This window comes from Bacillus sp. SN32 (genome assembly GCF_002837495.1).
Classification (GTDB): domain Bacteria; phylum Bacillota; class Bacilli; order Bacillales; family Bacillaceae; genus Bacillus; species Bacillus subtilis.
This window is the reverse complement of the sequence record NZ_PJCT01000003.1, coordinates 1-21,240: the sequence shown is the minus strand read 5'-3', so window position 1 is coordinate 21,240 and position 21,240 is coordinate 1. Positions and strand designations below refer to the sequence as shown.

The 21,240-nt window shown below is 38.4% G+C and carries 22 protein-coding genes and 1 pseudogene; 14 read left to right on the top strand and 9 right to left on the bottom strand.

What is annotated here, in order from left to right; translation table 11 throughout:
- Positions 1-38: 38 nt before the first annotated feature.
- From CW370_RS13645 to CW370_RS13620, 6 genes are read right to left on the bottom strand one after another with little or no spacing between them, the layout of a single operon-like run.
- Positions 39-1,031, bottom strand: a complete 993-nt coding sequence (locus tag CW370_RS13645) for a carbohydrate kinase family protein (protein ID WP_199878753.1) — start codon at positions 1,029-1,031, stop codon at positions 39-41.
- Positions 1,006-2,502 (bottom strand): glycoside hydrolase family 32 protein, encoded by a 1,497-nt coding sequence (locus CW370_RS13640; protein WP_101169750.1) that lies wholly within the window; start codon positions 2,500-2,502, stop codon positions 1,006-1,008. The genes CW370_RS13645 and CW370_RS13640 overlap by 26 nt, the downstream gene beginning before the upstream one ends.
- Positions 2,495-3,751 carry an MFS transporter gene (locus tag CW370_RS13635; protein WP_101169749.1) on the bottom strand — a complete coding sequence of 419 codons (1,257 nt, stop codon included), beginning with the start codon at positions 3,749-3,751 and terminating at the stop codon, positions 2,495-2,497. Before CW370_RS13635 ends, CW370_RS13640 begins: the two co-directional genes overlap by 8 nt.
- A 32-nt stretch (positions 3,752-3,783) precedes the next feature.
- Complete coding sequence (locus tag CW370_RS13630) at positions 3,784-4,632, bottom strand: carbohydrate ABC transporter permease (RefSeq protein WP_101169748.1); 849 nt, start codon at positions 4,630-4,632, stop codon at positions 3,784-3,786.
- A complete protein-coding gene (locus CW370_RS13625) occupies positions 4,629-5,567 on the bottom strand; it encodes a carbohydrate ABC transporter permease (protein ID WP_101169747.1) in 939 nt (312 codons plus the stop codon). Before CW370_RS13625 ends, CW370_RS13630 begins: the two co-directional genes overlap by 4 nt.
- Before the next feature lie 12 nt (positions 5,568-5,579).
- Complete coding sequence (locus CW370_RS13620) at positions 5,580-6,884, bottom strand: ABC transporter substrate-binding protein (protein ID WP_234398222.1); 1,305 nt, start codon at positions 6,882-6,884, stop codon at positions 5,580-5,582.
- A 234-nt stretch (positions 6,885-7,118) separates the two neighbouring features.
- Between CW370_RS13620 and CW370_RS13615 the strand changes: the two genes are divergently transcribed.
- Positions 7,119-8,093 carry a LacI family DNA-binding transcriptional regulator gene (locus tag CW370_RS13615; protein WP_101169746.1) on the top strand — a complete coding sequence of 325 codons (975 nt, stop codon included), beginning with the start codon at positions 7,119-7,121 and terminating at the stop codon, positions 8,091-8,093.
- A 478-nt stretch (positions 8,094-8,571) separates the two neighbouring features.
- On the opposite strand, the gene CW370_RS13610 is transcribed toward CW370_RS13615, so the two are convergent.
- Positions 8,572-9,129: a TetR/AcrR family transcriptional regulator gene (locus CW370_RS13610; RefSeq protein WP_101169745.1), complete on the bottom strand. Its 558-nt coding sequence runs from the start codon at positions 9,127-9,129 to the stop codon at positions 8,572-8,574.
- A 150-nt stretch (positions 9,130-9,279) separates the two neighbouring features.
- On the opposite strand from CW370_RS13610, the gene CW370_RS21415 reads away from it, so the two are divergent.
- From CW370_RS21415 to CW370_RS13570, 10 genes and pseudogenes are all read left to right on the top strand, one after another.
- Positions 9,280-9,429, top strand: a complete 150-nt coding sequence (locus CW370_RS21415) for a hypothetical protein (protein ID WP_199878752.1) — start codon at positions 9,280-9,282, stop codon at positions 9,427-9,429.
- Positions 9,414-9,911, top strand: coding sequence for a GNAT family N-acetyltransferase (locus tag CW370_RS13605; RefSeq protein WP_101169744.1), 498 nt, complete (start codon positions 9,414-9,416; stop codon positions 9,909-9,911). Before CW370_RS21415 ends, CW370_RS13605 begins: the two co-directional genes overlap by 16 nt.
- 68 nt (positions 9,912-9,979) lie before the next feature.
- Positions 9,980-11,215 carry a cytochrome P450 family protein gene (locus CW370_RS13600; RefSeq protein WP_101169743.1) on the top strand — a complete coding sequence of 412 codons (1,236 nt, stop codon included), beginning with the start codon at positions 9,980-9,982 and terminating at the stop codon, positions 11,213-11,215.
- Positions 11,216-11,486: 271 nt separating this feature from the next.
- Positions 11,487-11,762: a barstar family protein gene (locus CW370_RS13595; protein ID WP_101169742.1), complete on the top strand. Its 276-nt coding sequence runs from the start codon at positions 11,487-11,489 to the stop codon at positions 11,760-11,762.
- A 331-nt stretch (positions 11,763-12,093) separates the two neighbouring features.
- A complete protein-coding gene (gene azlB, locus CW370_RS13590; RefSeq protein ID WP_015251617.1) occupies positions 12,094-12,567 on the top strand; it encodes an azlBCD operon transcriptional regulator AzlB in 474 nt (157 codons plus the stop codon).
- Positions 12,568-12,579: 12 nt separating this feature from the next.
- Positions 12,580-13,344, top strand: a complete 765-nt coding sequence (azlC, locus tag CW370_RS13585) for an azaleucine resistance protein AzlC (protein ID WP_101169741.1) — start codon at positions 12,580-12,582, stop codon at positions 13,342-13,344.
- Complete coding sequence (gene azlD, locus CW370_RS13580) at positions 13,341-13,673, top strand: branched-chain amino acid transporter AzlD (protein WP_101169740.1); 333 nt, start codon at positions 13,341-13,343, stop codon at positions 13,671-13,673. The genes azlC and azlD overlap by 4 nt, the downstream gene beginning before the upstream one ends.
- A 164-nt stretch (positions 13,674-13,837) precedes the next feature.
- Entirely contained in the window at positions 13,838-15,160 is a 1,323-nt protein-coding gene (gene brnQ / locus CW370_RS13575) for a branched-chain amino acid transport system II carrier protein (protein ID WP_101169739.1), read from the top strand.
- Positions 15,161-15,306: 146 nt separating this feature from the next.
- Positions 15,307-15,519: pseudogene (locus CW370_RS21830) on the top strand (molybdopterin-dependent oxidoreductase); the annotation flags it as partial.
- Positions 15,502-15,960, top strand: a complete 459-nt coding sequence (locus CW370_RS13570; RefSeq protein ID WP_442778190.1) for a hypothetical protein — start codon at positions 15,502-15,504, stop codon at positions 15,958-15,960. The pseudogene CW370_RS21830 and the gene CW370_RS13570, both read left to right, overlap by 18 nt.
- 157 nt (positions 15,961-16,117) lie before the next feature.
- Here CW370_RS13570 and gltR read toward each other — a convergent pair whose 3' ends face one another.
- Positions 16,118-17,008, bottom strand: coding sequence for a glutamate biosynthesis transcriptional regulator GltR (gltR, locus tag CW370_RS13565; protein WP_042976658.1), 891 nt, complete (start codon positions 17,006-17,008; stop codon positions 16,118-16,120).
- A gap of 362 nt (positions 17,009-17,370) precedes the next feature.
- Between gltR and CW370_RS13560 the strand changes: the two genes are divergently transcribed.
- The 3 genes from CW370_RS13560 (at position 17,371) to CW370_RS13550 (ending at position 20,103) form a co-directional block, all read left to right on the top strand.
- Positions 17,371-17,760, top strand: coding sequence for a tautomerase family protein (locus CW370_RS13560; protein ID WP_024572236.1), 390 nt, complete (start codon positions 17,371-17,373; stop codon positions 17,758-17,760).
- 282 nt (positions 17,761-18,042) lie between these two features.
- Positions 18,043-18,978 (top strand): CDF family zinc transporter CzcD, encoded by a 936-nt coding sequence (gene czcD / locus CW370_RS13555; RefSeq protein WP_101169737.1) that lies wholly within the window; start codon positions 18,043-18,045, stop codon positions 18,976-18,978.
- A gap of 87 nt (positions 18,979-19,065) precedes the next feature.
- Positions 19,066-20,103 carry a flavin-containing monooxygenase gene (locus CW370_RS13550; protein WP_101169736.1) on the top strand — a complete coding sequence of 346 codons (1,038 nt, stop codon included), beginning with the start codon at positions 19,066-19,068 and terminating at the stop codon, positions 20,101-20,103.
- A gap of 1,020 nt (positions 20,104-21,123) precedes the next feature.
- Here the strand turns inward: CW370_RS13550 and CW370_RS21285 are convergent.
- Positions 21,124-21,240, bottom strand: a 117-nt coding sequence (locus CW370_RS21285) for a DUF1259 domain-containing protein (RefSeq protein ID WP_157829192.1), incomplete at its 5' end; no start/stop codon positions are given.

Genomic DNA, 21,240 nt, shown 5'->3' with positions numbered 1-21,240 from the left:
GCAAGAGATAGTAATATGAGTGGATTATTTCTAAGTTCTTATTTCTCTTGGATTTCCTTCCTAGCAGAAATAAAGTTCAGTACATGCTGTCTGCCCGGTGCAGCGTGAATTGCTCCTTTTACAGAAGCAGTGAGAGCCCCGCTTGCATTTGCAAACGTGAGCAAGCGTCGGTGATGTTTACTTATTTGTTCGCATAGCGTCTCCTTTGATATGCCGATTGACATCAATTCAGATAAAAAACCGCCGATAAAGGCATCACCCGCACCGGTTGTATCCGAAACAGCGACTTTAAACCCTTTATGTTTGTGCGACTCGCCATTTTTTAAATAAATCGCCGCACCGTTGTTACCTTTTGTCAGAACAACGACGTTAACAAGTCCGGTGAAAAGCGATGTGACCGCTTCTTGTTCGTTATCAATGTTTGTGATAAACTGCAGCTCCTCATTAGACACTTTTACGATATCCGCAAGAGGCAGAAACCTCTGAATCGTTTCACGGCAGCTTGCCTCATCAGGCCATAAAGGAAGCCTGATATTGGGGTCAAAGCTTATGATTCCACCTATTCTTTGAAAGTCCTCAATAACTTTGATATGGGCTTGTTTCATTGGACTGTCAACTAAATCGATTGAACAAAAGTGAAGCATATCTCCTTGATTAAACCTTTCTGACATCAATTCATCCGGTGAAAGCAGCAAGTCGGCGGCATTTTTTCGATAAAAATGGAAACTCCTTTCCCCAGACTTGTCTACAGATACAAATGCCAATCCGGTTTCACCTTCATCGCTTTGAATAATATAAGAGGTATCTACGCCATTTTCTTTAAGTACGCCAACTATATAATCCCCGAAATGATCGTTAGCAATCTTCGTCAGCATGACGGCATGCGCGCCGTATTTTGCAGCTGCGATTGCCGCATTCATTGGCGCACCGCCGGCAACGCGCTCAAAGGTAGTGACATCTTGTAAAGCCTTTTCTTTTTGGACTGGAATGAAATCAACCAGTGTTTCACCGATGCAAAATATTTTTTTCAAGTGATTCATCTTCCTTCCAGATGTCTTTTAAAGTCCAATAAGTGAATTCCTCAACCCTTACAACGCCTTTCTCAGAAAAAAGCTCAATTCCCAATCGATTTTTTTTCGGATAAATGCGGCTAGTCATCGTTATTTCTCCATGGTTTGCGAATACTTCTATCGAGGATCTGTCAATAAATATACGCAGTGTCAGCTTTCCATTTGCTTCTAGCGGCGCATTTCTCACACTGTCTCGCGATTTCCCCATTTTAGAACAATCGAGTGAGAGCTTTTGATCAGTTATGCTGTATTTGATAGCTGTTTCTTCTTCAAGGCCGCGAATCTTCAAACCTACTGATTCGGCACTGCAATCTCTTAAGTCATATACGACTTGAATTTCAAGAAGCTCTTCGTCTGTTTTTGCCAGGTAACCCCCTGAAATCAACTGATTAGCACAATCCAGATGTTTTGATTTTCGCAACAACTTAGTTTCTTCCACAGGATTCATTAAAATTTTATGATCCTTCCGCAATGTTAATTCTCTCGGCAATGTCAAAGCACCGCACCATCCATCGGCTTTTGTCGGCATCTCAGACTCCCACATATCCATCCAGCCTATGGCAATTCTGCGTCCTTTATCGTCTAATAACGTTTGTACAGCATAAAAGTCATGGCCGTAATCCAGCTCTGTAAAAGCACCGTACACAAATTCGTTTGTTTCATTATCATATTCTCCAATTAAATAACCGGTTTGATGTAAATTCTTATATAAATCACCGTCTGCTTCAATGCCTTGAGGAGAAATCAGCAAGACATGTTTGTCGCCCAATTTGAAGAAGTCAGGACATTCCCACATATAGCCGAGATTTCCATCACTTTGGGCAAGAACACCTTTGTATTCCCAATCTCGCAAATTAGGCGAGCGGTATAAAATAACTCGCCCGACGTTTTCTTTCGTTGAATTACCGACTACCATATACCAGCTGTCCCGATGCTTCCATACTTTAGGATCGCGGAAATGGCGGGAGCTGTCTTCCGGCGGTTTCGCGATGACAGGGTTTTCCTGAAGCTTTTCAAACACGATCCCATCTTGACTGACAGCGATATTTTGATTTTGATAGAAAATGTCCTTCTCTTGATCTATCACATTATGCCCTGTATAAATTAAAGCAAGTTTTCCATTATAATCTACCGCGCTTCCTGAGAAACAGCCGCTTTTATCAAAAGAGTCACCAGGGGCTAAAGCGACCGGGAGATGTTCCCAATGAATGAGATCTTTGCTTTTTACATGGCCCCAATGCATTTGTGCCCAATTCTCATCATACGGATGATGCTGATAAAAGACATGGTATTCTCCTTTATAGTGAATAAGCCCGTTTGGGTCATTTATCCAGTTTGCCCGAGGCATAATATGGTACCCTAATCGATAACGAGTGTTCATCTTTTCCACCGCTTTCTTCAAAGCTTCCTCTGCCTGTTGGATTCTATCCATTCGTGACATCCTCTCTATATCTGTTTTTTCGAAAAGGCTGAGTATACGCAACACCTTTCTTCGAATCTAATAAAGTGAAAATTGAAATAATTGTGAAGCACAAAGCCAGGGTTCCCATGAAAAGATAAGTGTGACGGAAACCTATACTATCGTATAAACCTCCCGCAATCGGGGAGAAAATCGATGTACCAACTTGAGATGCAAATTGAAAGCCGACAAGGTAAAGAACTGATGAAAGACGTGTATCAAAATTCGCGGCTAAATATTTGAAAATCGCAATCAGCATGATTGGCAATTCTAAAGCATGAATAAGTTTCATCGATGAAATTCCAAACGGCCCGATGACAATTCCAGACCCAATAATACGGAAAGACATCAAAAATCCCGCGAGAATCAAGCTTTTTTTAGGACCGAGTCTATTAACAATAAAGGGGGCTAAAAACAACATGCCCGCTTCAATAAATACTTGAAATGAGTTTAAATATCCATATATTTGATTCCCCATAGCTGAAGTGGGAAATAAAGAAGCGTAGTAAATCGGGAATTGCTGATCATAGACGCCGTACACACATGTCACTCCGATTACGTACAACATTAAAAACCAAAAGTCTTTTAATAGAAAAAGTCCTCCTACGTCTTTTAATCGGATCGAATCCGCTCTTTCCTTATCATAATCTGTCATCTCAATTTTTATGGACATAATAATGGCCACCAATATGACTGCTGAAAGGGAGGCAATCCAGAAATTGATATTCGGATTGATATTGAACAGCTGTCCTGCAAAAAAAGTTGCTGCCGCCCAGCCAAGTGAACCCCACATCCTTGTCTTGCCGTATTCGAACTGATATTTTCGGCTGACCTTTTCAATATAGGTTTCAATAGCGCCAACTCCCGCAAGAAAAGCAGTTCCTAAATAAATACCACCGACAATGGCGCCGAGGAAGACATCATATTGTAAAAGCGGCCCGTAGATAAAGATATAAAACGGCCCGGTAAAAACAATAAGTATACTAATCATAAATAATATGTTTTTCTTCAGCCCAAGTTTATCAGAGATAAAGCCATATAAAGGCTGCATGCATAAAGTAAAGATAGCGTTTACAGAAAAGATGATCCCAGTCGCCGATCCATTCAATTTGACTTCCTGTCCCAACCAAATCGCAAACAAAGAGTAGCTGGAAGACCAGGTAAAAAAGAAAAAGAAGAGATAAGCGCTCAGTTTCCAATACAGACTTTTTGAGCCTTTCATTTCTACAGCTCCTTTTAACCCAACATTGATATCTACTTAATACCTGTTCCTGAACCGCTAAGACCTTCCAAAATGTAGCGCTGAGCCACAATATAAATCAAGATCAATGGGATGGTGGAAATCGTCAAGACAGCCATAACTTGATTTGTGTAGACAGGCTCTGTGCTGTTGATAGCTGTAATCGCAACTTGAATCGGAAATTTCGACTTATCCGTCAAAACCATTAGCGGCCAAATATAATCATTCCAGCTGCCGATAAAGGCTAAGGTTCCGACAGTTGCTACAGCTGGTTTAGACATCGGTATCATTATCCGCCAGAAGATTTGCCATGTATTTGCCCCGTCAAGCTTGGCCGATTCAATCATTTCCTCCGGAATTGCCATGAAAAAGTTTCGGAACAAATAAATATTGAATGCCCCCGCTAATGCTGGCAAAATAACGGCAAGGCGTGTATCGACCAAACCGATTTTGTGAATAATTGTAAACTGCGAGATTAAAATCGTTTCAAACGGTACAATTAAAAGCGCCAACAAAATGCCAAAGAGCATCTTTTTCCCTGAAAATTGCAGCTTGGCGAATGCAAACCCTGCCATTCCGTTAATCACAACAGATCCAACTGCTACGCACAAACCATAAAAAAGACTGTTACCAATATACATAAGCAAATCAAACCGAGTCAGCACTTCCCTATAGGACGAAAACCATTCTGCCAGATGAAGAGAGGGCAGAAACGCTTTAAAGCTGTTCATATTGTTGTAAATTTCCGCTTCCGGTTTCATGGAAGATGCAATCATCCAAATTAGCGGAAAGATAAATAGAACGGCCAGCAAAGCAAGACACGTATACTCCAGAATTGTCAAAGGCCCTAACTTACGTCTCAATGGTCTTCATCCTCCTTAACCAGCTTGCGTTGTGCGAGTGTCACCAATCCAATAATCGTTCCAAACAAGAGCGCGATCGAGCTTGCATATCCGACCATCCGATCGGTAAATCCAGTTTGATAAATATAATAGACAACGGTCATCGTTGAATTGACTGGTCCGCCCTGGGTCATGACCATGGGCTGAACAAGGAGTTTAAACGCGCTGATCAGCGTTGTGATAAAGATAAAAACAGATGTCGGTTTTAACAATGGTAATGTAATGTAAATAAAACGCTGCCATTTATTCATACCATCTAATTGTGCCGCCTCGTAGACATCCTCGGGAATGTTTTGCAAACCAGCTAAAAAAATGAGCATCTGAAAACCTGCTCCCTGCCAAGCGGAAACGACAACGATCGTAAAGATTGCTTGCTTAGGGCTCGTCAAGAAAGGCTGTGGTGATAGACCGAAGTGCGCCAATATATTATTTATCATACCTTCATTCGGATTCAGCAAGTACATCCACAAAACGGAGATGACAACCAGTGACATGACGACAGGACTAAAGTATGCGACTTTGAAAAATGCGTTGGCTTTGCGCTTTTTATTCAATAGGAGGGCAAGCCCAAGTGCTGCCCCGATCTGTAACGGTATCAATAAGACAACAAATTTTATGGTGTTGCCCAAACTTTTTAAGAATATTGGGTCCTGAAAAAGTTTGATGAAATTATCAAAGCCAATAAACTTACGCAAATCAGGCGTCAACAAATAGTAATCTGTAAATGCGTAGTACACAGCCATGATAGAAGGAATCACAAGAAACATTAATAAAATAAGCAACGCCGGTCCTAAGAACATATATGCGACTGCGTTTTCCCGCCAGCGTATTTTATTCACTGTCTTTCTTTCTATTGGCAAGGCCGGTCTAGTCTCTTTCAATATTGTTTTATTCATGGCGTCCACCTGCTAGTTTGCCTTATCGATGGCAGATTGCATTTCTTTTACACGTGTATCCAGCACTTTTTGAATATCCTGATTTTGATCATAAAAGCTAATATCATCGATTGTTTGTTGAAATGCTCGAGTTACCTGCGGATATGCCGGTGTCACCGGACGTGCATGGCCTGTTTCTTTCAGCTGCTGCATAAAGACATTCATCTCATCAGAAAATTCTTTTGTCAGCACTTTCTCTGAAGAATAACGTACAGGCAGGGCGGCGATTGATCGGCTCAATTCGATATTGGATTCCTTATTAGTCATCCAATCTACTAATTTTGCTGCCCATTCTTTATTTTCAGACGCTTGTGTCATTGCGAACTGCCAGCTTCCCGAAGGAGAGACGAGCTTTTTGGTTTTTGGCGATACAGGATACGGCATCACTCCATAATCGACGTTGGGAAAGTTTGTTTTCAGATCGGTTATTGTCCACACGCCGCTCATCTTCATCGGGTATTTCTCCGTTTCAAACGCTTGTTTGACAGGGGTGCGTGTTGTGTAGCCCTCTTTAAGCATCGTTTGTATAAACGTCATCGCTTCAACTGTTGGTTTTTTGTTAAAGACGCCATCCGCTTTCTTCCCGTTTTCTGAAAGAATATCCCCACCAGCTGACCAAACAAACGGTAAGAGCGCATAAGACAATATTTCGTCTTTTGACTGTAATTGCATATCGATGGCTGGTTTATCGTATTTATTTTTCAGCTTTTCGCAAAGCTCAAGAAATTCTTTCCATGTCCAAGGATCTTTCACTGTTGGTAGCGTTTTCAAATCAACCCCGGCATCCTTAAGCATTTTTTTGTTATAGTAGATGCCGACCGACGATTCACTGACGCCGATGGCATACAGTTTCCCTTGGTAGGTGCCTTGCTGCTTAATACTTGGCAATAAATCATCCTGGTCTTTAATAAACTCATCCAAAGGTGCAATAACGCCAGATTTCGCATAAGCCGCAGTATTTGGTCCGTCCAAAGTGATGACATCAGGCAGGGTGTTCGTTGTTAGTGCCGCATTCACTTTGTCTTCATAACCTCCACCGTTGCCGCTTCGGGGAATGAATTCAATTTTCGCCTCGACATTTTCTGAAGCGTACTTTTTATTAAAAGCATCCACCCGCTTTTGATAAACCTTTCCTTCCTCATTATCATCCGATACGTGCACCCACATTGTAACCGTTTTCTTTCCGCTGCTATTTGCGCTTTCGCTTTTGTTACAACCCCAGACTGCAAACATGAGCAGCAACGACAAACTTCCTAACATCAACCTTTTCATATTCATTAATTTCCCTCCTTTTGCACAAAAATGTAAAAGCGCTTTCAAGAAGAATTGTATGTCAACCGGTTTCATATGTCAACCGGTTGACATAAATTTATGCATAATTCTAAATTTAAAGAACGAACTTGAGTATATACTACGAACTATGGAAAATCCTTGCACATGTCAGGCTGATTCTCTAAAATAAGTGCGTGACGAGAATTGTAAGCCATTTCAGTAAAAGCAGGGGGAAAGGGAATGAAGCCTAGCATTCACGATGTTGCAAAATTAGCGGGAGTTTCATCTACAACCGTTTCGAGGGTATTAAATAATCGCGGCTATATAAGCGAAAAAACAAAAGATAAAGTTTACAAGGCGATGGAAGAAATCAATTACTTTCCAAATGATTTGGCCCGTTCTTTATTTCGAAAGCGCACCAATTTAATAGGGCTTATCATTCCAAACTCCAGCAATCCGTTTTTCGGCGAACTCGCCTTTTATATTGAAAGCATCTGCACGTCCATGGGCTATAAACTGCTGCTTTGCAACAGTTTAAATCGAATAGATAAAGAAGAAAAATATCTCGAAATGCTGATCAGAAATCAAGTGGATGGCGTCATCGCCGTCACTTACAACAGGGGAATACTCAATTATCACCAGCAAAATCTGCCGATTGTCGCAATTGACCATTACCTATCGGAAACAGTTCCTGTCGTCGGCTCAGACAACTTTGACGGAGGCAAAAAGGCAGCAGAACTATTGATAAAAAAGGACTGTCAGCACATCATTCACATCAATGGGCCGATTGAACTTGAAACGCCTGCAAATCTCAGGAGAAAAGCATATGAAGATGTGATGCGTGAACACGGAAGACAGCCTATTACATATGAAGTGTCATTTCATGATAACTACAGGAACATTATTTCAAAACTATTTGATGAACAGCCTGCAGTTGACGGGATTTTTGCCAGTGATGATATCATAGCTGCAGGAGTCATTACGGAAGCCAAAAAACGCGGAAAAGACATTCCAGGTCAATTAAAAGTGATTGGTTATGACGGTACAGAAACCATTCAGGCTATTCTGCCAGAATTGACTACTATTCAACAGCCGATCGAATTAATTTCCAAAACGGCCATTGAGATTTTAGAAAAACAAATTGAAGGCGAATTTGATGATTTACCACTTGAAACATATTTGCCCATACAGCTTTCCGAAGGTGGGACGACGTAATAAACATGTTAGAAGAGTTCCATGGAGTTAGTTAGATGATCTGTTTTTATAGATGGCCTTTTAACGCTTCTAATTGATTTGCTTGTTCTACATTTGATACGCATAAAATGAGAAACAAGATTTGATTTTGAATTTTGAACCAAAATTATTCTCTTGTTAAAAATTTGTTATAAGGTTTGAGAAAGATTATTTGCAGAGGATCTATTTCAAAAAGAAAACATACCAAATGATATTGGTATGTTTTTATTTATATGTTGATTCTCTTAAAGGTATCCAAACATGCCACCAATGCCATGTGCGTGTAGCTACCCGAGCTAACTATATCTAATAGATTCGAGAACTGGTTTGTTTTCGCGATTCGCTTTTTCATTACTTCTTTCCCAGCGGGACCAAATTCACAAGGGTATATGCATGTGAAATAACACAGGACCTCTCTGCGCAATCTATTGGATTTACACAAAGTCTCCTTCTTTACATGCTAATCTTCAAATTTTAATAACAATTGATGAATGTTATTAGAGATACAAGTAGGTGTTTTTATCATCCCATTGTTAATCCATTCTTCTATAATTCCTACCACACCTGAAACGATAAATGTTGTTTCAAATTTCTCAATTTCGGTAATTGATTTTGCTGATTGTATCATGCTCAATTCCTCAATCATTTTTGTTTTGAAAAACTCTTTTAGTTTGTTGATTGAAAGAACATTCATTTTTGGTTTTGTTAACAATGTGAAAATTTCGACGTTTTGGTATATGTATTCTGTCGTTTTTTCTATAAAGGTCAGTATGTTCAGTGGATCATCACTTGGAAAAGATGCATCATAAATGCTTCCTAGCTGTTGAAATATTTCGTCTTCGATCTGTTCATACAAGTCAAAAACGTCTTTGTAGTGAAGATAAAAGGTGCCTCGGCCTATATCGGCTTCTTTAGATAATTCGGAAACAGTTATTTTGTTGATTTCTTTTTCCTGAAGCAACTCTAAAAAGGCATGTTTTATAGCACTTTTTGTCTTGATTGATCGTCTGTCCCCCATAGCGTCCTCCGTTAATATACAATTTATCATGTATTGTTCATTAATGAACATGTACAGCTAAATTGCAGATTGATACTCAAATTTTCTTACCATTATAATGAACATGTGTTCATGAGTCAAAAAATGTTTATTGGAAAAGGAGGTGTATCAATGTTTCATTATCGACAAGCAAGAGCTGATGAATTAAACAAAGTGACAAATCTATTCCATGAATCTTTCAATCAATATCCTTTTATGGATTTACTCGTAAAACGCGAAAAAAAGATCGTTCATTTATTTTTGAAATGCATAAAGTACTAACAAAAGCATATTTTAAAAAGCATTTCTGTTTTGTTGGTATTCAGAATGGTGAAATTGTTGTTGCTGCTCTATTAAAACATCGTGATAAACCTGACATTAGCTTGATCGATTATATAGCAGCAGGTGGAATAAAATTAATCAAAATAGGGGGATTTTCAGTATTGAACATGTTAAAGGTGGCTAATGAGGCTAAAACATCTTACAAATCCTTAAAAGAGCCGGCATGGTATTTAGAAGTATTAGGAGTTTCGCCATCTTATCAGAGAAAGAGTTTGGGCAGCAAAATGATTAATGACTGTCTCATCCCTTTTATTTCAAAAAGCGGGGGCGGCATTTTGGCCCTTATCACCAATACTGATCTTAATAGATCATTTTACAAAAAGAATGGCTTTGAAGAATTTAGTGAATCCCGTATCAGGCGATTTGATCATGAAATTTGCAATTGGGGTTTTAAAAGAAAAGTCCCTCAAACATATCATTAGAATTCTTTTCGTACGAATTTTATATTTAGAGATTGTCTTAACCTTTCATAAAGATGGAGGTCGAATGAATGTCTTCAAAAGAAAAAAAGAGTGTAACCATTTTGACGGAAAGTCAATTGTCTTCGAGAACATTTAAAGATGAAGCGTATGAATTTTATAAAGAATTGCGAAAATCACAGCCTCTCTACCCATTATCTTTAGGAGCTCTGGGGAAAGGCTGGCTCATATCGAGATATGATGATGCAATACATTTATTAAAGAATGAAAAATTAAAGAAAAACTATGAAAATGTAATAACCGCAAAAGAAGAGAACCGTCCTGTTCTGTTGAAGAATGAAGAGCCTTTAACAAAGCATATGCTTAATTCAGATCCCCCGGATCACAATCGTTTGCGAACTCTTGTTCAGAAAGCATTTACTCATCGGATGATTTTGCAGTTGGAAAACAAAATCCAACATATAGCAGATTCTTTATTGGATAAAGTACAGCCCAACAAACTCATGAACCTAGTAGACGATTTTGCGTTTCCTTTGCCGATTATCGTGATAAGTGAAATGCTTGGCATTCCCCTAGAAGATCGTCAAAAATTCAGAGTGTGGTCGCAAGTAATTATTGATTTTTCAGATGCTCCTGAAAGACTTCAGGAGAATGATCATTTATTAGGAGAATTTGTTGAATATCTGGAATCCTTAGTTCGCAAAAAAAGGAGCGAGCCTGCAGGAGATTTAATCAGTGCATTAATTCAAGCGGAAAGTGAAGGCACACAATTAAGTACAGAAGAATTGTACTCGATGATTATGCTGCTTATCGTTGCAGGTCATGAAACAACCGTAAACTTAATCACCAATATGACATATGCTCTGATGTGTCACGGTGATCAATTTGAAAAGCTCCGCCAGCAGCCAGACTTGATGAATTCAGCCATAGAAGAAGCATTGCGGTTTCACAGCCCTGTTGAGCTAACGACAATTCGCTGGACGGCTGAACCTTTTATACTGCATGGGCAGGAGATTAAACGGAAAGATGTGATCATCATTTCTTTAGCATCAGCAAACCGTGATGAAAAGATATTTCCAACTGCCGACATATTTGATATTGAAAGAAAGAACAACCGCCATATTGCTTTTGGCCATGGCAATCATTTTTGTCTTGGTGCACAGCTAGCCCGCTTAGAAGCAAAGATTGCGATGTCCACCTTATTACGCCGCTGTCCAAATATACAGTTAAAAGGCGAAAAGGAACAAATGAAATGGAAAGGGAATTTTCTGATGAGAGCACTCGAAGAACTGCCGCTTAGTTTTTAATTTTTTGGGGATATGTGATTTTCAAACATATCTTGTTTTACTCCTCAATTAGATTAAACGATAGTAAAAGCTGTAACATAAAAATTTGATATGATAGCTTTTCAAAAACAAAGTTTAGCATTATTTATGCCTACCGGGCATGAAAATGTTTTGCAAACACCAATAGTTTCATCCTATCGGTGTTTTTTATTTGTTTTCAGCCTCATTTGGACAAACAGCTGTTACTTAGTAAACATTTGTTAAGATAAAATAATGGAGGGCACAGTTTCTAATGAGAAAAATAATGATAGATGGAAGAGACTTTGAAAATATAGAAGTTTTACATGATGTTTTAAAAGATAAATTAGACTTCCCAGACTACTATGTGAGAATTTTAGACGCTTTATGGGATTGCCTGACAGGGTGGGTGGATTTGCCGCTCACTTTAGTCTTGAAAAATTTTGAGTTCAGCAATACACTTTTAGGTTCATACGCTGACGATGTATTAGAAGTTTTACAAGAGGCTCAAGAGGAACTAAAGGACGAATTTAAAATAATAATAGAGTAGACTTTCTGTTTTGCGAATTTTAACAATTTTCGTTCGCGGAAAAAGGCAATGGGCACCGCAAATTAAATTTTCGGTGAGACCGCAATAACTTTTTGGCTTCTGATAAGTTTCTTATGATGTTGGTATCAAGTCACACAAGTACATAACTCTCCCATGACTTCTTTCTGATGTAAGTTAATTTAATTATGAGTTAATCGAGGGGGTAATTTTATTCTGTGAATAATATTTTAAAAGGATTTAAATTTAAATAATATTTGATCGACGAATAAAAATTCGTTATTATTTAAATTGGATGAAATATAATTCTGTTAAGGGTATTGGGGGTTATGAAATGGGTATTATGCTTGACGAAACTGATAAGGCCATCTTAAGAGAATTGCAGGAAGATGCTTCAATATCAAATCTAAATTTATCTAAGAAAATTGGGCTTTCACCATCAGCTTGCCTTGCAAGAACAAAGAACCTAGTAGAAGCAGGTATAATTAAAAAGTTTACGACTATTGTTGATGAGAAAAAACTTGGAATCGAAGTCACAGCACTAGCTCTCATCAACTTATCACCTTTAAATAGGGAGACAATTCATTCATTTTTAGAGGATATAAACAAATTCCCACAGGTTCAAGAATGCTACACACTTACAGGAAGCCATGACTATATGCTTAAGATTGTGGCGAAGGACATGGAGAGTTATCGGAATTTTATCATTGATTCATTAATGCAGAACCCTGCTATTAGTGGAGTTGACACAAGCATAGTCATGAGTACAGAAAAAAGAACTGTCAGTGTGCCAATTGATGAAATGTAGGAGGTTGTTGATTTGAATAAAAATAAAGAATCGTTACATTTAAGCTCTTCTGCTATAAACACTCATATGAATAAGAGAAGTCAAATATGGGCTGCATTTCGTTCTGCATTCCCATATACCATTCCGATTTTTGCGGGGTTTTTGTTTTTGGGGATAGCTTATGGAATCTTTATGCATTCTTTGGGATTTAGCGCAATCTATCCAATCATCATGAGTTTTATGATATTTGCGGGCTCAATGGAGTTTGTTGCAGCGAATTTTTTACTTGGTGCGTTCAACCCTATGAATGCTCTTTTTTTGACGTTAATGGTCAATGCCCGGCATTTGTTTTATGGAATTTCCATGTTGGATAAGTACAGGGGGACTGGAAAGAAAAAGCTTTATCTGATTTTCGGAATGTGCGATGAATCATTTTCTATCAATTATACCGCTAATGTTCCGGCGAATGTTGATAAGGGCTGGTTTATGTTTTTTGTGACACTGCTTAATCATTTATATTGGGTCGCGGGGGCAGCGATAGGAGGTATTTTTGGGTCGTACGTGAAGTTTAATACCGAAGGGCTTGATTTTGTGATGACTGCTCTGTTTATTGTGATATTCATAGAACAATGGATGAAAGAGAAAAAGCATTACAGTGCTCTCACGGGACTTGGACTTTCAGTAGCCAGTCTTATCCTTTTTGGCGGAAACCAATTTATTATTCCTGCTATGCTCGCCATTTTAGGGGTACTGACTGTTCTGAGAAAACCATTGGAGAAAGCTGAGGTTTCCGTATGACAATGACTATGACGCAGCAAATGATCACCATTGCAATGGTCGTGCTTGGAACAATGCTGACACGGTTCCTTCCATTCATGATTTTCCCGTCTGGCAAACCGACACCGAAATATGTACAGTATCTTGGTAAAGTGCTGCCATCAGCGGTAATCGGGCTTTTGGTTATTTATTGTTTGAAAGATGTGAGTCTACTTTCTGGAAGTCATGGCATTCCTGAATTGGCTGGAGCAGCTGCAGTTGTACTGCTTCATTTGTGGAAGAAAAATATGCTTCTTTCCATAGCGGGGGGAACCGTTGTTTATATGGTTTTGGTGCAATTGGTTTTTTAACCGATATCGGAAACGATCAAAATGATCATGCTTTTATTGAACTTGATAAAAATATATAAAACTGACACAAGCTTATTTTGGAATCAACACTGTGCCAGTGCAAATAGCATCTGTAATGTTTCCTGGCTATTCAAGAAGTGTCTACTTTAATCGGAGGATATATAATGTCAAAAAAAGTGTCTGCTTCCTATATCATCATTATAGGATTAATGCTATTTGCATTGTTTTTTGGAGCAGGAAATCTCATTTTTCCGCCTATGCTTGGTCAATTGGCCGGGAAAAATGTATGGGTCGCTAATGCAGGTTTCTTAGTGACCGGAGTTGGATTGCCATTACTGGCTATAACAGCATTTGTTTTTTCGGGTAAACAAAACTTACAGTCGTTAGCCAGCCGTGTTCACCCGGTGTTTGGCATTGTATTTACGACGATTCTCTATTTGGCAATCGGGCCTTTTTTCGCTATCCCGAGATCAGGAAACGTATCGTTTGAAATTGGGGTAAAACCTTTTTTATCAAATGATGCAAGCCCTGTCTCATTGATCATATTTACAATATTATTTTTCGCATTGGCATGCTTGTTATCACTCAATCCTTCAAAAATCATTGATATAGTTGGAAAATTTTTGACGCCAATTAAGCTGACATTTATCGGATTGCTTGTAGTGGTAGCTCTTATTCGCCCAATTGGAACCATTCAAGCACCATCAAAAGGGTACACATCACAAGCGTTTTTTAAAGGATTTCAGGAAGGATACCTCACTCTGGATGCCCTTGTAGCATTTGTTTTTGGAATTATCATCGTGAATGCATTGAAAGAACAAGGAGCTTCTACCAAAAAACAGCTGATGGGTGTTTGTGCAAAAGCAGCCGCGATTGCAGCTGTACTCTTAGCAGTTATGTATACAGCCCTTTCCTATATGGGGGCTTCCAGCGTTGAAGAACTGGGGATTTTAGAAAATGGAGCAGAGGTTTTGGCTAAGGTTTCATCCTATTATTTTGGTTCTTATGGTTCAATCTTATTGGGCTTAATGATTACAGTGGCGTGTCTGACGACAAGTGTCGGACTGATCACTGCGTGTTCTTCATTTTTTCATGAATTATTTCCGAACATTTCTTATAAAAAAATTGCTGTCGTTTTATCAGTGTTTAGTACGCTTGTCGCAAATATAGGATTAACCCAGCTCATTAAGGTGTCAATGCCTGTCTTACTGACGATGTATCCTATCGCGATTTCCTTAATATTTTTAACGTTTTTGCATTCTGTATTTAAAGGGAAGACAGAAGTGTATCAAGGCAGTTTATTATTCGCATTCATCATCAGCCTATTTGACGGTTTGAAGGAGGCGGGAATACAAATTGAAGTTGTGAATCGTATTTTCACTCAGATTCTTCCTATGTATAACATAGGGCTGGGGTGGCTCATTCCAGCTATTGCAGGAGGAATATGCGGCTATATATTGAGTATATTCCGAACAAAAACAAGTTGATCAATCAACAGCAATATCACTCATATCTGCAGGAAGGACAAAGTGCTTGTTCGCCGGTTGCATTGCTTATTAAATGTGATCAACCAAATTTACAATCATCCTTCCTCCTGCTTCGCCTCTTCGTAAGGTAGGAAGAACATCCGGTAATTGATCAAGAAGTTTACAACCACGAATACTATTCGGAGTACGAGAAAGACCTCTCCCTAGCAAAGGCGTTAAACCCAAACGTATTAATAGCTTTGGAAATTAACAATGAGCCGTTAACTGTAGAGAGGGGTGGTCCTGTTCGGCTTGTTCTTCCCGGCTATTATGGAACTAATTCTACAAAATGGCTGACTCATTTGATTGTTTCAGATTCCCGAAGCAACAGTGCTTTCACTACCAAATATTATGTTAACCGAGAAGTAGTAGATGGACAACTAAAAGAGTCACCGGTATGGGCTGTTAGCCCAAACAGTATTATTGTACATCCGCCGAATGGACAATTGGTTGAACTTGAAGAGATTGATATTTTCGGTTGGACATGGGCAGAACATCCAATTGTAACAGTTGAAGTATCCACTGATGGAGGAGAGAGTTGGAAAGAAGCTCAAGTTGAAGGTCGTAAGAGTGTTGAGTGGCAGAAATTCTCTTTCCGTTGGCACCCGAAATCTGTAGGTGAATATTTAATAGTTGTGAGAGCGACTGACTCTTTAGGAAATAGTCAGCCTTTAACTTCAAGACGCAACCAAGTGTCTAGGGCAATGATCTTCGTTCAAAATTCTTTGAATGAAGAAAATCTACATCCTAATATCGGCTAGGTTTCACGATTCAGAGTGCGAAATCACGAAGAAAAAGCAAACTACATACCGAAGTTTGCTTTTTTGCTCTATACAAACAATGAGATGCGCCTATAATTTTATATCAGACAACTGATCAGGGGTATTTTGAGGCGAAGCCTGCCTTCCATCCATTTATTTACGATTGATCTGGCCTCTTTACCTGAAAATGATCCCTCATATGCGTTAAAAAAGCAGATAAAGCAGGGGTAATTAAAGTGTCTTTCCGCCTTATAAACATGGTTGATACGAAAGAATATTTGTCAGAGATAGTGTGGCTGCGGATACGGCCTTCTTTTTCATGCGAAGCAATGATTGAACGAGGCAGCAGTGAAATCCCCAAGCCGGCGCTTACACAGCCAATGATCGCTTCAAGTATGCCAAATTCCATTAATTTTATAGGTAATAAACCTTCTTCTTGCAGGATATGATTGAGCTTTGCTCTGTAAGAGCATCCTTCACGGAATACAAGCATTGTTTGTGTTTGAACATCCTGAATGGAAGAAATCACAGGGTGTGAAGCGCTTGTAACAAGAACCATCTCTTCATCCAATACCTTTTCTTGAACTAAATCAGGGTGTTCAATAGGCCCTGAAATAAAAGCGCCGTTTAACTCATAATGTAAAACTGCTTGTATTTGTTGTTCCGTAGGGCCGGTTACTAGGTTCAAATCAACATTTGGATAGAGGTTATTATAATGTGCAAGGAGTTGAGGAAGCCAAACTGCAGCTGTTGTTTCCATTGATCCTATACGCAGTGGCCCAGAAGGCGCTGATGATTCGCCCATGGCTGCTCTAGCTTCTTCAATAGTATGTAGAATTTTCTCTGAGTAAGAAACAAGAATTTGCCCTGGGGGAGTAAGTGTGATTCCTCGACTATGGCGATAGAATAATTTTGTCTGTAAATCGTTTTCTAGTTGTTGTATCTTATTCGTTACATTCGATTGTGCATAATTTAAAGTCTGAGCAGCCTTGGAAATACTGCCTTCACGAGCAGTAGTGAGAAAAACCTGTAACAACTGAATATTCATGTAGTCCTCCATAGTTGATATCTGATTTTGAGATGTCTTCCATCTTAATTTTGAATTATATATGATAGCAGAGCTTCATGTAAACTAAAGATTAGAAGAATAAATGATTTCTAGAGTAAGTGATAAGGCTATTTCAAAAAATGGTTAATTACTCGAATCTGATTCTGTATATTGCCTATGGAAATACACATCATAACATAGGCTTGACTAACAACAGAATGAAGGGGTTATTGGGAAATTATTTTATTCTAATGTAGTAAGAATAAAAATAAGCACATTATGTAGCAGCTGTTTGGAAATAGCTGACACCTAATGAATGAAATTAAAAAGACTGTTGATTTGTAGTAGAAGGAGGAAATTTTATGCCATTACTTCGTTTTGACTTAATAGAAGGGCGAGATCAATCAAGTTTGAAAAAACTTTTAGATGTCGCTCACAATGTTGTAGTAGAGGCTTTTGATGTGCCTCAACAAGACCGTTATCAAATTGTTCATGAACATCCAGAAAATCATATGATTATTGAGGATACTGGGTTAGGATTTAACCGAACTAAAAATCTTGTTGTTCTTTCAGTTACAAGTAAATCCCGACCGGCAGAGAAGAAACAAAAATTTTACAGGCTGTTAGCCGAAAGACTGGAATCTGAGTGTGGTATCGCATCAACTGATTTAATTGTATCTATTGTTGAAAATGATAATGCTGACTGGAGTTTTGGACTTGGTGAGGCCCAATTTTTAACAGGTAAATTGTAGTTGCATACTACCCTCAAATGCTTGAGTGAAGAAAAGGAAAAGGATAGAGAAACTAGGTTAGCGGAGCAAACCATGGGTTTGCTCCGCTTTTTAGAGAATAATTAAGGAGGTATTGTGGATTTCTATAAAAATATTTTGACATTTCAGTAAAGAGTAGGTATATTTATATATGAACACATGATCATATATAAATATTATTACATTATGTTGGAATGCTTCATAACAGATTTGAAATAATAAATACATATGTATCAATAAACTTTGGGTAAGGAGGAGTTTTTTATGGGTCACAATCATAATGAAGGAGCAAATAAAAAGGTTATATTGATCTCTTTTATCATGATTACAGGTTATATGATAATAGAAGCTATAGGTGGATTTTTAACAAATAGTCTGGCGCTTTTATCTGATGCAGGCCATATGCTGAGTGATTCAATTTCATTAATGGTTGCCCTGATTGCTTTTACATTAGCTGAAAAAAAGGCAAATCACAATAAGACATTCGGCTATAAACGATTTGAGATTCTTGCAGCTGTGATAAACGGTGCTGCCTTAATTCTTATTTCTCTTTATATCATTTATGAAGCAATCGAACGCTTCTCTCATCCACCAGAAGTAGCAACAACCGGCATGCTTACAATTAGTATCATCGGGTTAATTGTGAATCTATTGGTCGCTTGGATTATGATGAGTGGCGGAGATACAAAGAATAATCTGAATATAAGAGGAGCTTATTTACATGTAATAAGCGATATGCTCGGCTCTGTAGGTGCCATTTTAGCTGCCATACTTATCATCTTCTTTGGATGGGGCTGGGCAGACCCATTGGCTAGTATCATTGTGGCTATTCTTGTTCTAAGAAGCGGTTACAATGTGACTAAAGATTCCATTCACATATTAATGGAAGGAACTCCAGAAAATATCGATGTCTATGATATCATTCGTACAATTGAAGGGACAGAGGGAATTCAAAACATTCATGATTTACACATATGGTCTATCACAAGCGGATTGAATGCTCTTTCTTGCCACGCAGTTGTTGACGATCAACTGACCATTTCAGAAAGTGAAAAAATTTTACGCAAAATTGAACATGAACTTGAGCATAAAGGCATTACGCACGTAACCATTCAAATGGAAACCGAAGCGCATAATCACGACAATGCGATCCTTTGTCAGGCCAAAATTGAGAAGCCGCGTGACTACCATCACCATTAAATTTTTTATCTAGCTTTATAGTGAGGAGATCAACTAGCATTTTGCAGATTCTGTCTACTGACAATTTGAAATTGGCGGGGTGATAATGTGTACGACACTATAGTAATCGGGGCTGGTCAAGCAGGGATCTCGATAGGATATTATCTTAAGCAGTCCGATCAAAATTTTATTATTTTGGATAAAAGTCATGAGGTGGGGGAGAGCTGGAAAGATCGGTATGACTCATTAGTTTTATTTACTTCTCGAATGTATAGCTCTTTGCCTGGAATGCATCTTGAAGGAGAAAAACATGAATTTCCTTCAAAAAATGAAATTGTTGCTTATCTAAAGAAATATGTTAAAAAATTTGAAATTCCAATCCAATTACGGACAGAAGTAATAAGTGTCCTAAAAATAAAGAATCATTTCTTAATAAAAACAAATCGGGAAGAATATCAAACGAAGAATCTTGTCATTGCTACAGGTCCTTTTCATACCCCTAATATTCCATCAATATCAAAGGATTTAGCTGATAATATTAATCAACTACACTCATCACAATATAAGAATTCAAAACAATTGGTACATGGAAATGTACTAGTAGTTGGTGGTGGGAATAGTGGTGCTCAGATAGCTGTTGAATTATCCAAAGAAAGAGTTACATATTTAGCCTGTAGTAATAAACTAGTTTATTTCCCTTTAATGATCGGGAAAAGAAGCATCTTTTGGTGGTTTGATAAATTAGGAGTTTTACATGCAAGTCATACATCAATAGTAGGCAAATTCATTCAAAAGAAAGGTGATCCAGTATTTGGGCATGAATTAAAACATGCAATAAAACAGAAGGAGATCATCTTAAAAAAAAGAGTCATTGCCGCAAAGCAAAATGAAATCATTTTTAAAGATTCATCTACATTAGAAGTAAACAATATTATTTGGGCTACTGGTTTCAGGAATCCCTTATGTTGGATAAATATAAAAGGTGTTTTGGATCAAGAAGGTCGAATCATACATCATAGAGGTGTTTCACCTGTAGAAGGATTGTACTTTATAGGTTTGCCTTGGCAGCATAAGCGAGGTTCAGCATTGCTTCAAGGCGTAGGAAATGATGCTGAATACATTGTAAAACAAATGAACAGTGAATAAACGAAGCAGAGCAGTAACTCACATGTTTACTGCTCTATTTTTTTTGTGAATAAGTTTAGTGATGTTACTGTGTAATGCCGCAAAAGTATCACTGCTGACTTATGAATAAGAGGTACCCTGGCTCACTGATTGTGCAACCTTCTGCCGTACTTCCCGTGCTAAATGTGTAGCACGTAAGGTTGCCTCCCAAATAGTTGGATGAACTGTAGAATGACTGACTGATAATGCCCGTTGTGTGTATGGAACCATTGGTCTTAGGAGACTTTCTGCCTCGTCTACCGATGACGCGTATTGTTGACCGGATGCTCTTCGGAGGTCTGCTATAGCTGCAGGGAAGTTTGACCATAGGCGAAGTATCGAATTCATGCAGCCTACCATAAGAGGGAAATGAGGCGCACGTCCTTGTCCGGAGGCTAGAAGCTCCGCTGCACCTAAGGCAGAATAAACGTGATAACTCAATGGAGTAAGGTATTTCGCGTGCACAATATGAAGTTCACGTAATCCCCAGGTATCTGGAAGAAATCTGAATTCTGAACTCATGCCGCATCCTAGAGCAAGAGCCCTGCTAACAACTCTCAAGTCTTTCACAACTGTAGCCATTGACTCTTTGAAGGAGGATGAGTGTATTGGAATTTGGCGAATAGTAGATAAAAGGCTTCGCATTTCATTGTTTGCTTGACTTAAATCAGGGTGTTGACGAAAATCGTAAAAATAATCATACGGATTGGATGGAAAATGCATATCTGTACCCCTTTCATTGAAGACTTTTAGGCAGGATATGCACCTAGCTTGTTTATTGATCAAGGCAATCGCCTAAAATAAGATTATAAAAAATGACATTGCTTACTTGCTAATAAAAGCCTTCATTGAATGAAGGTTTACATATGTAAAAAGTGATTTGCTTCACGCAATAAAAGCATCCCTAACTTTTCTGATACTAATACTAAATTAAGGGACTCTTTTAGTATTAGTATATGTAAAAAGCGATTTTTTAAATCGCTTTTTTTGCCCAAAATAATGTTAACCTCTAACTTCTTTATCAGTAAGAACTTTTAAAGCATCTCTTACTTTTAATGCGAAGTTGATAGGTTTATCAATTGATTCGAAATGAATATACATCAGTCTTGGTTTATCAAA